Annotated in this window: 15 protein-coding genes; 9 read left to right on the top strand and 6 right to left on the bottom strand. The window is 59.7% G+C overall.

Annotated elements, in window-relative coordinates:
• Positions 1–58: 58 nt before the first annotated feature.
• Positions 59–802, bottom strand: coding sequence for a hypothetical protein (locus PAN08_RS14230; protein WP_269792165.1), 744 nt, complete (start codon positions 800–802; stop codon positions 59–61).
• 296 nt (positions 803–1,098) lie between these two features.
• Between PAN08_RS14230 and PAN08_RS14225 the strand changes: the two genes are divergently transcribed.
• Positions 1,099–1,884, top strand: coding sequence for a hypothetical protein (locus tag PAN08_RS14225; RefSeq protein ID WP_269792164.1), 786 nt, complete (start codon positions 1,099–1,101; stop codon positions 1,882–1,884).
• Positions 1,885–2,689: 805 nt separating this feature from the next.
• Here PAN08_RS14225 and PAN08_RS14220 read toward each other — a convergent pair.
• Positions 2,690–3,139, bottom strand: coding sequence for an MBG domain-containing protein (locus PAN08_RS14220; protein ID WP_269792163.1), 450 nt, complete (start codon positions 3,137–3,139; stop codon positions 2,690–2,692).
• Between PAN08_RS14220 and PAN08_RS14215 the strand changes: the two genes are divergently transcribed.
• The 3 genes from PAN08_RS14215 (at position 3,114) to PAN08_RS14205 (ending at position 5,537) form a co-directional block, all read left to right on the top strand.
• Positions 3,114–3,470: a transposase gene (locus PAN08_RS14215; protein WP_269792162.1), complete on the top strand. Its 357-nt coding sequence runs from the start codon at positions 3,114–3,116 to the stop codon at positions 3,468–3,470. The genes PAN08_RS14220 and PAN08_RS14215 overlap by 26 nt on opposite strands.
• Positions 3,440–4,276, top strand: a complete 837-nt coding sequence (locus PAN08_RS14210; RefSeq protein WP_269792331.1) for an IS3 family transposase — start codon at positions 3,440–3,442, stop codon at positions 4,274–4,276. Before PAN08_RS14215 ends, PAN08_RS14210 begins: the two co-directional genes overlap by 31 nt.
• 1,033 nt (positions 4,277–5,309) lie before the next feature.
• Positions 5,310–5,537: a hypothetical protein gene (locus PAN08_RS14205; protein WP_269792161.1), complete on the top strand. Its 228-nt coding sequence runs from the start codon at positions 5,310–5,312 to the stop codon at positions 5,535–5,537.
• 454 nt (positions 5,538–5,991) lie between these two features.
• Here the strand turns inward: PAN08_RS14205 and PAN08_RS14200 are convergent, their stop codons facing one another.
• On the bottom strand, positions 5,992–7,428 hold the full coding sequence (locus PAN08_RS14200) for an IS1182 family transposase (protein ID WP_269792160.1): 1,437 nt from the start codon (positions 7,426–7,428) through the stop codon (positions 5,992–5,994).
• Positions 7,429–7,732: 304 nt separating this feature from the next.
• On the opposite strand from PAN08_RS14200, the gene PAN08_RS14195 reads away from it, so the two are divergent.
• From PAN08_RS14195 to fghA, 4 genes are read left to right on the top strand one after another with little or no spacing between them, the layout of a single operon-like run.
• Positions 7,733–8,008, top strand: a complete 276-nt coding sequence (locus PAN08_RS14195; protein WP_269792159.1) for a metal/formaldehyde-sensitive transcriptional repressor — start codon at positions 7,733–7,735, stop codon at positions 8,006–8,008.
• A gap of 48 nt (positions 8,009–8,056) precedes the next feature.
• Positions 8,057–9,166, top strand: coding sequence for an S-(hydroxymethyl)glutathione dehydrogenase/class III alcohol dehydrogenase (locus PAN08_RS14190; RefSeq protein WP_269792158.1), 1,110 nt, complete (start codon positions 8,057–8,059; stop codon positions 9,164–9,166).
• A gap of 10 nt (positions 9,167–9,176) precedes the next feature.
• Complete coding sequence (locus tag PAN08_RS14185; RefSeq protein ID WP_269792157.1) at positions 9,177–9,506, top strand: hypothetical protein; 330 nt, start codon at positions 9,177–9,179, stop codon at positions 9,504–9,506.
• Between the two features lies 1 nt (position 9,507).
• Entirely contained in the window at positions 9,508–10,341 is an 834-nt protein-coding gene (gene fghA / locus PAN08_RS14180; RefSeq protein WP_269792156.1) for an S-formylglutathione hydrolase, read from the top strand.
• 60 nt (positions 10,342–10,401) lie between these two features.
• Here the strand turns inward: fghA and PAN08_RS14175 are convergent, their stop codons facing one another.
• The 3 genes from PAN08_RS14175 to PAN08_RS14165 form a co-directional block, all read right to left on the bottom strand.
• Positions 10,402–11,073 (bottom strand): adenine nucleotide alpha hydrolase, encoded by a 672-nt coding sequence (locus tag PAN08_RS14175; RefSeq protein WP_269792155.1) that lies wholly within the window; start codon positions 11,071–11,073, stop codon positions 10,402–10,404.
• A gap of 6 nt (positions 11,074–11,079) precedes the next feature.
• Entirely contained in the window at positions 11,080–11,418 is a 339-nt protein-coding gene (locus tag PAN08_RS14170; RefSeq protein ID WP_269792154.1) for a hypothetical protein, read from the bottom strand.
• Positions 11,419–11,488: 70 nt separating this feature from the next.
• Positions 11,489–12,430 carry a DegV family protein gene (locus PAN08_RS14165; protein ID WP_269792153.1) on the bottom strand — a complete coding sequence of 314 codons (942 nt, stop codon included), beginning with the start codon at positions 12,428–12,430 and terminating at the stop codon, positions 11,489–11,491.
• A gap of 243 nt (positions 12,431–12,673) precedes the next feature.
• On the opposite strand from PAN08_RS14165, the gene PAN08_RS14160 reads away from it, so the two are divergent.
• Entirely contained in the window at positions 12,674–13,213 is a 540-nt protein-coding gene (locus PAN08_RS14160) for a DUF924 family protein (protein ID WP_269792152.1), read from the top strand.
• Positions 13,214–13,276 lie beyond the last annotated feature (63 nt).

The raw sequence follows: 13,276 nt of genomic DNA, 5'->3' as shown, positions 1-13,276 counted from the left end.
ACCCCAGCCTCGGTTGGGCTGGGGTTTGGTGCTTGCGTGGGACGCACAAAATCAGGGACTAGAAGCGGCGCTGGCCGCCGCCGTAATTGCCCATATCGCACTGCCCTGCGAAGCTGGTGCCACCTTGGATGGTGATATGGCCCGATCTGCGGTCAACGCTTATACGCGGCTTGTTCATGCCGTTGAGGCGATAGCCTGCGGTGATCAGGTCGGGGCTGATGTGAAGATTGTCCAGTTCCCACCAACCATGGTCACCGCCCGAGTTGATCGGCGGTACCAAGCCTTGGCTCAGGTGAATTCGGCCGTGGTCCCCGTAGAGCTCGATTTGCACATCGCCATTGAACCCTTCGCTACTGCTGTGAACCGTATCGCTGGATTTCCATTTGTGCTCCTGGCTATCCCACGCATAGGTCGGTTCGGTCTTGACGGTGGGGCGAGTGCCGGCGCCATAGCAGACCAGGACGAGAGAGTCGGTGTACTGCGGTGACGTCGTGACGGGTGCTTGGTTGTCCCTCGATGCGTCCGCGCAGTTGGCGGCCGGAACCGATTGGATGGATGCGTATCGGCCTTCAACGGTGGAAACAGAAATGCATTGGGAGCTTTTGGCTTTCCACCAGAAAGAAAAGCGCTGATCTCCCACGGTGTTGGAGTCGCGTTGCTCGTAGCCACGGGATAACAGCTGTGTCTCACCGCCGGCGCCGCGCGCGCCCACCAGATCGGTTACGTCCGGAGGGGTCTGCGCAAACACGGGGAGGCTCATGGCAGTGGCAACAAGGCAGGTCGTGAGCTGGCTGAGTCGCATGTGGGTGGTCTCCAAAGGGGCGATTGTCAGGGTCTGTGGCAGCGTGGGGTGAAGCCCCGCGTCTCCCTTGATTGAAACGCACAGGGGGTTTGCTGTGCAATCTGCGCCAGGCGAGTGTCCACCCGAATGTGATGAAAGTGTTGCCTTCCATATGCAATTCGCGCGACGGCAATGCCCGGCCCCCCGCGGGTGGCACGACCGGCGGAACCAAGCTCTCAAGCGGAGCAGGGGTGCCGAGGCTGGACAGGTGCCTTCCCTCAGTTGAATATCGTTTCTCCGGTCCAGGTCGAGCAATCATGATGAAGAAGTCGGTTCTGGCAGGAACACTAGCGACATTAGCCTCCTTCGCTACCTGGGTTGCCGTTGGGCATGAAAAGCAGCCGTTGCTGGATGCAATGCAGGCGATGGTGGAAGGTGACAATGCGGTGGAGGCGAAGTTTGGGCGCGATGATTCGACGATCAATGGACCGGATTTCGACCAGACAAGCAACGAATGGCGGATGGTGATCGAACGTGGGGAATCCACGAATCTCCACCGCTACCTGGTAAGCATCAATGAATCCTCGGGTGAGGTCTGCGTGCGGGAGTTACCCGCCGCCGATTGCGTTGCCAGGGGGGATGCTTCGATCGCGCTGCAAGGCGCACGTGACAAGCTGCAGAGACTGGCAGACGCGGCGCTGAATCCGCCACCTGATCTGCAGGGCGTAATGAAAGCAGTCTTACGCCATCAACTAGATTCCAGCGGTTATCTGGTGAGCAATCGCATGCCGCTGTATGTGGCTATTAGAGATCCAAAAGGAGACGGCATGATTGATCTGTCGTTGGAATCGATCCGGGTATTGGGGGGAATCGGCTTCCCGCTTATGCCTGGCTCCGCCTGGCAAGCTCCTTCTGAGGACATCCGTGTGGGGACAACGATGATGATGGGTCTGGGCACCCCTACCCGACGACCGGATGGGGATTACGACGTCACCTTTGGATTTTGGTGTGGCGGAACATGTGGATCGCAACACGGAGCCATCTTGCGTCACGATGCGTCAGGTTGGCATGTCGTTTCTTCAATGATGAATTCGATCTCCTGAGACATGCCAGCTCATGCAGGTCCTAAATTTCATCAGGTCGTCGGGCGCGCTGTACGCAAAAAAAGGCTACGATCCGAGCGGACATTCGCGCACCCTCTGCAAGTCCTCCCGCGGGGCCTCTGGCCCGCGAATGCCCTCATTTTCAAAAGGCGCCACCATCTTCCTCGCAGCAACCGTCGCACTAGTTTGCATCTGGCATGTGCTTCCAGCAGAAGAAATGGATAGCTACGTTTTCCAGTGATGGGCTGGCTTGAGTCAGACGTTGTGAACGACCGCTTGAATCCAAGGCCCATAACAGACATACGCACGCCTTATGATTGGCACCTGACCCGGTCTCCGTTCCGATCCTCCGGTCCGGCTATATCTGGCTTGTCGGTCCGATCAAGCAGCCTTAAGAAAAAGCGCAGCCACCATGAGGTGCGTTGTGGTCAATCGCATATGGCATGTGCGCTGGTGTCCTGGTCTCAGTCCGACTGGTGCTTATTTATGCATCTGCTGCCAATGTGCGCACAGCTTGCACAACAGAGCATCGCCGACAAGCGGACGGTGAGAAAGTGCTCATCGAGCCTGCGCCGCAGGGCTGGATAACAGTGCAAGCAATACTCCGAACTCGACCAGCAGGTCGCGCAATCGATTGCTGATCGTCAGCGCTTCGGCTTCTGGCAGTCGCGCCTGCTGATTACTCGTTCCAGGTCGAGCCAGCCTCGTTGGCCAGCATATTTCAACCGTGGAACGGCAGCGATAATGCTCTGAACAAAGAAAAGGCGCATCGAGAGACGCGCCTTTTCCATTGACCTGTCGGCAGTCAATTCGGCTGATGAATGAGACAGCGGACCTCCCTCAGAGAAGTACAGACGTCGCTGGCCGGCATGATGGCCGAATCGGTCAAGCGGTACAACGTTGCGTCGGATGAATCGGTGAGCGCGCGGGGTGCGAGCTTGCTCAGATTGGCCGCCACTTCGCGGCCAACCTGCAGGTTCTGCCCGACGGATACGCCCGTGACGTCCAGCGTTCCTTCGCGATACGTGATGTCGTAGTTACCCAGCCGTGCACCCTGCGCATCACTGGCGAGAATGGCGTAGCCACCGGGTTGGGCGTTCAGATCACTGCCATCGCTAAACAGCCTGACGTCATCAATGGTGTCGCCGTTGACCAAACCCTCTGCGGTGTAGCCGTGGTAGTTCCTTCGGTTTAGTGGACACCCTGACCTAACCCTCAGGAGTGTCGTTATGCCAGCCCCAGGTCCCAGAACCACCCATCGCTACAGCGCGCATTTCAAGGCCACCGCTGTGCGTTTGAGCGCGTTACCCGGCGTGTCAGTTCGGGATGTCGCCCACTCGCTTTACATCCACCCTTTCATGTTGTCTCGTTGGCGCAAGCTTGCCCGCGAAGGATCAATCGTGACCAAGGGGATTGAGTTGGACCAGGCGATCAGCGCTGAGCTGAAGGAACTACGCGAAGTGAAGCGCAGGTATGAGCGCCTGCAGATTGAGCATGACCTTTTAAAAAAAGCCATCGCGTTCACTTCCAAACAAAAAGCGATGTCTTCGCCTTTATCACGCACCATCAAGAAGCCTGTCCGGTGAGGGCGATGTGCCATCTTCTCGGCGTCAGCGCCGCAGGCTTCTATGCGTGGCTACAGCGCCCACCCAGCACGCGTTCAATCGAAGACGCGGCACTGATCGAGCGCATTCGCGGTGCGCATGCGCAGAGCCGGTACACCTATGGCAGTCCGCGTGTGCATGCGGCTATCAACCGAACCGGCCAAGCAGTCGGTCGACGGCGTGTGGAACGATTGATGCGCCAAGAAGGCATCTGCGCTCGCTCCGCTGGTCTGTATCGGCAGTGCCCGGGCCTGAAGCGCTTTCTTGCCAGCGTGGAAAGTCGTGCGCATCTGGTCCAGGCCAGGAAGCCGGACCAGGTGTGGGTCGGCGACGTCACCTACTTGAAAGTCGCCGGCCATTGGCGCTACCTGGCCACGGTCATGGACCGCTGCTCCAGACGCCTGCTTGGCTGGTCGCTGGGCAAGGACCGGACGGCCGCTTTGACGCAGCGTGCACTGGCCTCAGCGCTGCGCACCCGGCGGCCCAAGCCTGGCATCATCTTCCATAGCGATCGCGGCATCGAGTTTCTAAGTGGCGAATTCAAACAGCGCCTGCAGTGGGCAGGATTCTTGCAGTCGGCTAATCGACCTCGCCGGATAACAGACAATGCGCATATGGAATCGTGGAACAAATCCATGAAAGCCGACTTCTACCATCAACGTGTATTTGAGACCGACCGATCCCTGCTGGCCGCCCTCCGCAGCTACATGGATTTTTACAATCACCAGCGCCTACACTCGGCACTGGATTATCAAACACCCGTGGAATTCGAGCGCACCTGCCATTGAGCAACAGGTGTCCACTTTTTCGAAGGAAGTCCCCGTCGCTTCGCGGCGCGGCTTAATTCCGGAGTTAGGCGGCAGAGCAGACATGATCGCAACTCTACTCATCGCACTTCTTGCTACTGGCACGTCGACTGTGCCTGCCACTGAGCAACCAGCGCTTGAATGCAACATTGGACCGGCCGTGAAACAACTCGGAGGCAATGACTGGCTTGTGTATGGCTGTGCTGACGGCCATTCGGTAGTAGTCACCGCCGGCGCGCCCAATCCCGCTACTCCCTTCGTCTTTATCCTTACCCCGGACGGTGGCGGCGGCATTGAACTTTACGGCGAAGGTACTGGGGCCAAGTCTGCTACCGAGCCCGCATATGACAGTCTCAGCAAGATGTCCGACTCAGATCTGGCCACGCTCTTCCAGAAGGCTAGTCGGGCCAATGGGCGGTAAACTGCCGCCTAACAATTCATTCAAGCCGCCGCCGCTTCGCGAGTCGGCTTAATTTCAGAGTTCGAATGTCCGCCCCTGGTCGCAGGGCGTCATGCGACCCATAGCGGCCATTGGTGCGGCCGCCGAGCCAGCCGCTGGGTCCGGTTATAAGCTGGCTTGTTAGCCTGACCCAGCCACCCTAAGATCGCCTTGCATCAAGGGGAAAGCCCACCACACGGTGCTTTGCGGATAAGTCGTATAACCGGCCCCGCGGGTCCGTCTATTAGGTAGTTAGGCCGTGGAAATGCAAACTGTCGATATCCGGGGTGAAGCATGGCGAGTATCCGACATCCAAGAGGAAATCGACTGGTGTAAAGGACGCGCTTGGCAACTGACGACTTACTTAGGCAATGACAGTCATGTGCATTGCCTCATCTGCTCGTGGACTATTTCGCAGTCCGACGACTCAGCGGTTGGTCAAAGCTACTGTTCCGGGCCAAACAACTGGCTGTGCGGGGTTTGCTATGGCAAGTTCATCGCCACGGCCTAACAATTCACTCAAGCCGAAAGCGCTTCGCGGGTCGGCTTAATTCCACAGTTACGCGCAAGATTGCCATGACAGACTCTCAAGAGCAGAAGTACAAAGAGACGGTGACTTGCGAGCCGCGCCAAGATGAGGGACTCATTTTCATCAAGGTTGTGGCAATGCCTCATGAGGATGCGGTGGAGTTCGACGTGGCTCAGGCCCGTTCGTTTGCACAGCAAATTCTATCGTCAGTCGAGGTTATTGAGGCTGGTTGGGCAGGCAAATCAATGGGCCCACATGATGCTTGCGGCGCCTAACAGTTCATTCGAGCCGAACCCGCTGCGCGGGTCGGCTTAATTCCGGAGTTAGGCGGCAATGGAGAAAATCCTCACCTTGGAGATAGATGACTTTTCTGCCATCGTCAACGACGTGACCGTTCCCGTTCATCTGGGGATTTGCAAAGACTCGTCAGGGTATTTCCTTGTTAGCTCTTCGCCCCTTGGGGGCGATTCCTTCAACGGAGACACGTGGCACATATCAGTCGCTGACGCGTTCGCCCAAGCACAGATGCAGTTCGGTGTTTTACAAGGCAGGTGGCGCGTGGTTGCCGCCTAACAGTTCATTCAAGCCGAACCCGCTTCGCGGGTCGGCTTAATTCCGGAGTTGAACGTCCGCTACTGGCCGAGGCTGTGTAAAAACCCTTTGCGGATGATCTTTCGGGGAGAGCGCATACGACTCACGCAGTTTGGTCAAAACAATCATCCGGAGTTTTCAAGCCGCGATCGCTCTCAGCATGCCTTGCATTCCGACAATCTTGATCATGCGCTTCATGTTGTAAGCCAGAACCGCCAGGCTGATCTCTGTTCTGACTTTCGGAAGCGTCTTCGTCAGCAGTGGCGTCGTGCCCAGCCACGCCTTGAGCGTGCCGAACACGTGCTCTACGGTCTGCTTTCGCAAGATAGCGACTTGTGGCCTAGCGTTGAGGCGGAACTGCATCGCCTCAAGTACGTGTTCGTGCTCCCATCGACCAACGCGTCGGTAGTTGGACGTCGTGCATCTGGTACGCATCGGGCAGTCGGGACAGGCCGACGACCAGTATTTGTGCAATTTCAGTCCGTTCTCTTCGGTGGTAAAGCGGTGGATGGCCAATTCGCCCGTCGGACATTGATAGGCATCGACCACTGGGTCGTAGATGAAGTCCCGCTTGTCGAACCTTCCTTCCGCCTTGCTGTTGGACGTTAGTGGCTTCGGAACCAACGGGATGATGCCCACCTGCTCACATGCCAGTATCTCGGGGGCGTTGAAGTAGCCACGGTCAGCCAACGCTGTCATGTGCTGAGTTCCAAGTGCGTCCTTGGCCATCGTAGCCATGCCAAAGAGTTGGGCGCGATCGTTACCGGCGTTGGTGATCTGGTGGGCGACGATCAGATGATGTTCGGCGTCAACCGCCGCTTGGAGGTTGTAGCCCACGGTGCCGGTTCCGCGTCCGCTTGAGGTCATCGAACGTGCATCGGGATCAGTTAGTGATATCTGGTGGTCCGGCTTGCCCTTGAGCTGTTGTTCGATGGCATCGAGCGTTTTCATCTGATCACGTACCTTCGCCAGCTTGTCCTTCAGATGGGGGACGCGCCCCTCCGGCAGCAGCGCTGGATCACGATCAGCCCGATCCAGCTCGGCCAGATAGCGCGCGACGCTCTGGTCCAACAGTTCGCGACGCGCCTTGATCTTGCCGGTGGTGAAGTTCCGCTCTCGGCTGTTCACGGCCTTGAGCTTGCTTCCGTCGATCGCAACCACAGCATGCGAGAAGACCTTCATGTTCCGACACAGTGCAATGAAGCGACTGCACACTGACATGATGGCGGTGCCGTTGTTTCTGCGGAAGTCGGCGATCGTCTTGAAGTCCGGCGCCAATCGCCCGGTCAGCCAAATCAGTTCGAGGTTACGCTGCGCTTCGCGCTCCAGACGCCGGCTGGACTGGATGCGGTTGAGATAGCCGTAGATGTAGATCTTGAGCAGCGCGGCTGGGTGATAAGCGGGCCGGCCACCAGCGGCGCGATCGACGGTCCCAAAGCCCAGGACACTCAGATCGAGCGCGTCAACGAAAGCATCGACCACCCGCACCGGATTGTCTTCGTGGACGTAATCTTCGAGCCGATCAGGCAACAAAAGCCCCTGTGATCGATCAACGCCATCGACGAATCGCTTCATGCTCAGCACCAACCGAATGGTGCTGAGATATTGCCAGTGGCGCAGGGGTTTTCACACAGCCTCGACCGGAAGCGGCCTGTAGTGACATGGAATGGAACAGGTCCGTCTCCATCCTGGGCCACAGGACCTGCTTCCATTGCTAGGGCCCTTGGAGAGGGTATTAGCCATAGTCTGTACAACCACGATTAGCCATAGTCTGTACGTGAGGCACAGACTATGGCTATCCGTACACCCATCCGAATCAATCGCATTTCAGCTTGTTGCCAAATATACTGTCCCCCAGTACAGGATATGAGGCTGGCTGGTGCCACACTCTCCGGAAGAAAAAAAGAAGGTCCTGGCCCGGGTCAAGCGTATCCGGGGTCAGTGCGATGCGCTGGAGCGTGCGCTGGAAGCTGGCGCCGATTGCAACCCGGTGCTGCAGCAGATTGCTGCCATCCGTGGGGCCGTCAACGGGCTGATGTCCGAGGTGATGGAAGCGCATCTACGTGAGGAATTTGGTCAGCCAGCACGCTCGGAAACGCAGCGTGCTGCGCGCGTGACCGAGATGTCTGCCCTTATCCGTTCCTATCTCAAGTAATCGCGTGGCGCATCGCGTCGCGTTCCCCCATTTCGCAGGAGAAGAATCATGAAATCACGTGCCGCTGTTGCCTTTGGTCCGGGCCAGCCGTTGCAGATTGTCGAGATTGATGTCGCGCCGCCCAAGCAGGGCGAAGTGCTGGTCAAGATCACTCACACCGGCGTCTGCCATACCGATGCGTTCACGCTGTCCGGTGATGATCCGGAAGGTTTGTTCCCGTGCGTGCTCGGCCATGAAGGTGCTGGCATTGTTGTGGAAGTGGGCGAAGGCGTGACCTCGGTGAAGCCGGGCGACCATGTGATTCCGCTGTACACCGCTGAGTGTGGCGAGTGTCTGTTCTGCAAAAGTGGCAAGACCAACCTGTGTACTGCGGTGCGCGCAACGCAGGGCAAGGGCGTGATGCCGGATGGCACCAGCCGTTTTTCGTACAACGGCGAGCCGATCTACCACTACATGGGTTGCTCGACTTTCTCCGAATACACTGTGGTGGCCGAGGTGTCGCTGGCCAAGGTCAACCCGGGAGCGAACCCGGAGCATGTCTGCCTGTTGGGCTGCGGCGTCACCACCGGCATCGGCGCGGTGCACAACACTGCCAAAGTTGCTGAAGGTGACAGCGTTGCGGTGTTCGGCCTCGGTGGCATCGGTCTTGCGGTGATTCAGGGCGCGCGCCAGGCCAAGGCCGGGCGGGTGATTGCCATCGACACCAATCCGTCGAAGTTCGAATTGGCCAAGCAGTTTGGCGCTACCGATTGCGTCAACCCGAAGGATCACGACAAGCCTATCCAGCAGGTGATCGTGGAGATGACCGGTTGGGGTGTGGACCACAGCTTCGAGTGCATCGGCAACACCAACGTAATGCGTGCGGCGCTGGAATGCGCGCACCGTGGCTGGGGCCAGAGCGTGATCATCGGCGTGGCCGGCGCGGGCCAGGAAATTTCCACCCGTCCGTTCCAACTGGTGACCGGCCGCAAGTGGATGGGCACGGCGTTCGGTGGGGTGAAGGGCCGCAGCCAGCTGCCGGGTATGGTTGAAGACGCGATGAAGGGCGACATCGAACTGGCGCCGTTCGTTACCCACACAATGGAACTGGACAAGATCAACGAAGCCTTCGACTTGATGCATGAAGGCAAGTCGATCCGTTCGGTCATTCACTACTGAGATGAGTACGATGTTGAATAAAGATGTGTTGGCAGCAGCGTTGAATGGCATGGGTGACGAGCAGGAAGGGCGTGAGGCGATCGAGCGACTGCAGGAGCAGGACCTGGTGAAGATCGATCAGTCGATTCTGTCGTCGCTGGGCCGGACCTGGAAGAACGCGGGCTTCGTTACCGCAGGTGTATTGATCGCAGCACCTGACGAGTACGAGGACATCCCGGAGTCGTTTTATGCGTTGCGTATCGGCATCCTGGCCAAGGAATCGCGCATCGAAGTAAAGGGCAGCCTGGAGGTGTTGAAGACCTGCGAGATCCGGTTGCCATCGGCATCGGGAGGTGGCTGAGATGACAGCCGAACGTATCGAACACCGCGCCTGTTCTGGCGGCTGGCAGGATGTTTACCGCCACACGTCCAAGGCGTTGGGCTGCGAAATGAAAGTGGGTGTTTACCTGCCGCCACAGGCCGAACATGGCCCGTGCCCGGTGCTGTATTGGCTCAGCGGTTTGACCTGTACCGAACAGAATTTCATCACCAAGGCGGGCGCGCAGCGCTACGCCGCTGAGCACGGCATCATCCTTGTCACGCCGGACACCAGCCCGCGCGGTGACGAGGTGGCCGATGCCGACAGCTACGATCTCGGCAAGGGGGCGGGCTTCTATCTCAATGCCACGCGTGAGCCGTGGGCGCAGCACTACCGCATGTATGACTACATCGTCGACGAGTTGCCGGCGTGGGTGCAGGCCAACCTGCCAGCCAGCGACGCGCGCGCGATCAGTGGTCATTCGATGGGCGGGCACGGTGCATTGACCATCGCGTTGAAGAACCCCGGCCGCTATCGCAGTGTGTCGGCGTTTTCACCGATCGTGGCGCCCTCGCAGGGGGCTTGGGGGCAGAAGGCATTCGCTGCCTACCTCGGTGAAGACGAAGCCGCATGGGCGCAGTACGACGCGACGGCATTGGTCGCCGATGCGAAGGAGCGGTTGCTGTTGCTGATCGATCAGGGTGGCGCGGATGAGTTCCTGGACAACCAACTGCGTCCGCAGTTGTTGCAGGCTGCCTGCGAGGCGGCCGGTCATCCGTTGGAGCTGCGCATCCAGCCCGGCTATGACCACAGTTACTACTTCATCAGCAGTTTCATCGGTGAGCACATCGCGCACCACGCAAAGGCGATGCGCTGATCTTCGCCATGTAGGTGCCTGTCACGCAGGTTGGGATTTCATTCCCCGCCTGCGAAGGCACTACAGCACGAAATCCGTATACGCATAGCGCGACTCGCGCAGCACGGTTTCCCCTTGCGTCAACGCAAGCGCGCTGCCGAACATCGGGCCGGCGCTCACACAGGTGTGGAACTCGCCATTCTCGCCGCAGGCATCAATACCCGGCGGTAGCGCCTCCAGCAGTGAGTGATCGAACGCGCGGCCGGCGAATGCGGCGTCCATGTGCTGGGTATCCACGCAGCACAGATGGGCGCGCAAGCCTTCGGCGATCATCTCCCGCGCCAGTTCGCGGGTATCGAGGCCGAACAACGGAAACAACGTCTTCCAGCCCAGTGCGTCGTACTGCTGTTCGCGCCAGTGGCGGATGTCCTGCAGCAGCAGGTCACCGAAGGCCAGGGTCTCCAGTCCGGGCCAGCGTTGTTGCGCTTCGCACAGGGTGGCGGTCATGCGCTGCAGGTACACGGCGTTGTCGCAGGCCTGCGGAATCCACGATGGCAGCAGTGGCAAACCGGCGGCGCGGGCCTGGGCGCGCACTACGTCCGCACGCACGCCCTGCATCGACGAGCGCTCATGGCCTTCGGTGAATGTGGTGAGCAGCGCGACCACGTGCACATCGTCGCGCTGCTGGAGTTGGTGCAGTGCCCAGGCGGCATCTTTGCCGCCGCTCCAGGACAAAAGGACAGGGGTACTCACAGTGCGTCAGCGGACGTCGCGCAGTTCCCAGTGGTTGCCGGCCAGCAGGCGCAGGCGCTGCTTGAACACGTCGCCGGGCAGGCTGGTGGTGGCCTGGAGGTTGATGCGCAGGTCGGCCTGCTGGCCGGTGACGGTTGCCGTCGGGTCGGTGGCAGCCATGGACGGATCGACATCGTCCGGCTCGTCCTGCATGGACTTCCAACGGTCAAACAGCTCGGTGGTGCGCAGCGCGGCCTGCAACTGCTCGGCAAACGCCTCCGCGCCACTGGCGGTGAAGGACAGGCGCGGATCGCTGCCACGGGCCTTGGCCGGGTCCGGAAGGGAAATCGAATAGAGCACGGACATGCAGGTTCTCCTTGATGGGGATGCAGCCTAGCGCTGCGGACGTTGCGAAATCGTGGAAATCCGGGCGGGCTCAGCCAAAGGTGTGGGGTTCGTCGGCAAAACCAATGGTCACCGCGCCCTTGCCGACGTTGACCATGCCGGTCAGGCTCATCACCGCTTCCATCAGCGCCACGCCATGGGTGTCACAGGTAGTACGCAGCTGTGCGTAGCCGGGCAGGGCGCGCAGTTCGTCCAGCGGGCCGCCGTAGCTGACGCACACGACTGGTGTCATCAAGCCATGGGTGACGCGCTTGCCGACGAAGTCGAACAAGGTTTGCACCGCATGGTCGAAGCCCTTGATCTTGGCCACCGGCGCGGTCTCGCCACGGTAGCCGTGCAGCACCGGCTTGATATCCAGCGCGCTACCCAACGCGGCACTGAACAAGCCCACACTGCGGTCGCCCTTGTGACGGGCGCGGGCACGCATGTAGTACAGGTCGCGGGTGACCATGTAGCCGTGCACATTGGCAGCCACCTGCTCGAGCCGTTCGCGCATCTGTTGGACGTTGGCGCCGGCATCGCGCATGCGCACGGCCTCCACGGCGCTCACTGCCTGGGCAGCGAACAGGTTCTGGGTGTCGATCACGCGCAGGCTGAAGGGCGAGTTGAAGCCGGCGGCCTGACGGATGGGCTTGTATTCGTTGAGGATGCTGTAGCTGGCCTGCACCGCGTTGTCATACAACGGGCTGCGGGTACGGGTGATGGTCAGGCAGAACACCTGGTCGAAATCGGTGACCAATTGCTTCAGGAACAGGTCGCGGATCTGCTCGGCGGTATAGGGGATGGTCTCGGCCTCGGCGCCCTGGTCGCTGAGCGGGCCCTGCAGGAAGGCCAGGGTGGCGGCTTCGTCCCGCTGGTCAGGCAGCAGGGTCTGGCCAATACGCACGGCAATGGGCAGCAGCACGATATTGTTCTGGTGCAGGTAGTTCATCGGCAGGTCGCATGCCGAGTCCACCACGATTCCAATGCGCATACGGAGCCCTCTCCTGATCCGATCTTGTCTTGGGCGAAACCCTATCGTAAAAAAAGCATTTGGGGCGGAGTTCGTGTGCCGGGTCCCACTTGGGATGTGTCTCATTTCACGTCCAGCTCATATCCACGCGCTTGGCAGCCCATTAAGCTAGCGCCCAAGCAACCCATGCCATCGGCAGCGTTGCGACGGGATTGGCAGGGGATGTCGCTGCCTTAAGACGGGCAGTGAGGCGGGGATGCAGCAATGGAAACGGTAGAACGGGTGGTGGATTTCTGGCGCACGGCGGGGCCAAAACGTTGGTTCTCGCGCGATGACGCCTTTGATGCGGAGTTCCGCCAGCGCTTTGAAGGCCTGCATTGGCTTGCCGCCCGTCGTGGTTGCGAGGAGTGGCTGCAGTCGGCCGACGGCGCCCTGGCGCTGCAGGTGCTGCTGGACCAGTTCCCGCGCAACTGCTTCCGTGGTACCGCGCACTCTTACGCTACTGATGGACTGGCGCGGCACTACGCGATGCGCACCATCGAAGAAGGCCTGGACCGGGAACTGACGCCGCAGCTGCGGGCTTTTATCTATCTGCCGTTCGAACACTCCGAGGATCCGCAGGACCAGGAGCGCTCGGTGGCCATGTTCGAGGTGTTGGGCGACCTGGAGTACCTCAAGTTCGCCGAACTGCACCGCGACATCATTCGCCGCTTCGGGCGCTTCCCGCACCGCAACGCGGTGCTGGGCCGTATTCCAACGCCCGACGAACTGCATTACCTGGCGGAAGGTGGCTTTGCCGGTTGAGCCTTCGCTGGCCAGCAATCGTGCAAAGGAAAAACGCCGGCATTGCCGGCGTTTTTCGTTGTA

The organism is Stenotrophomonas sp. Iso1, from assembly GCF_027497995.1.
GTDB lineage: Bacteria > Pseudomonadota > Gammaproteobacteria > Xanthomonadales > Xanthomonadaceae > Stenotrophomonas.
Note: the sequence above shows the minus strand (reverse complement) of the source record. Positions and strands in the feature narration are given on the sequence as shown.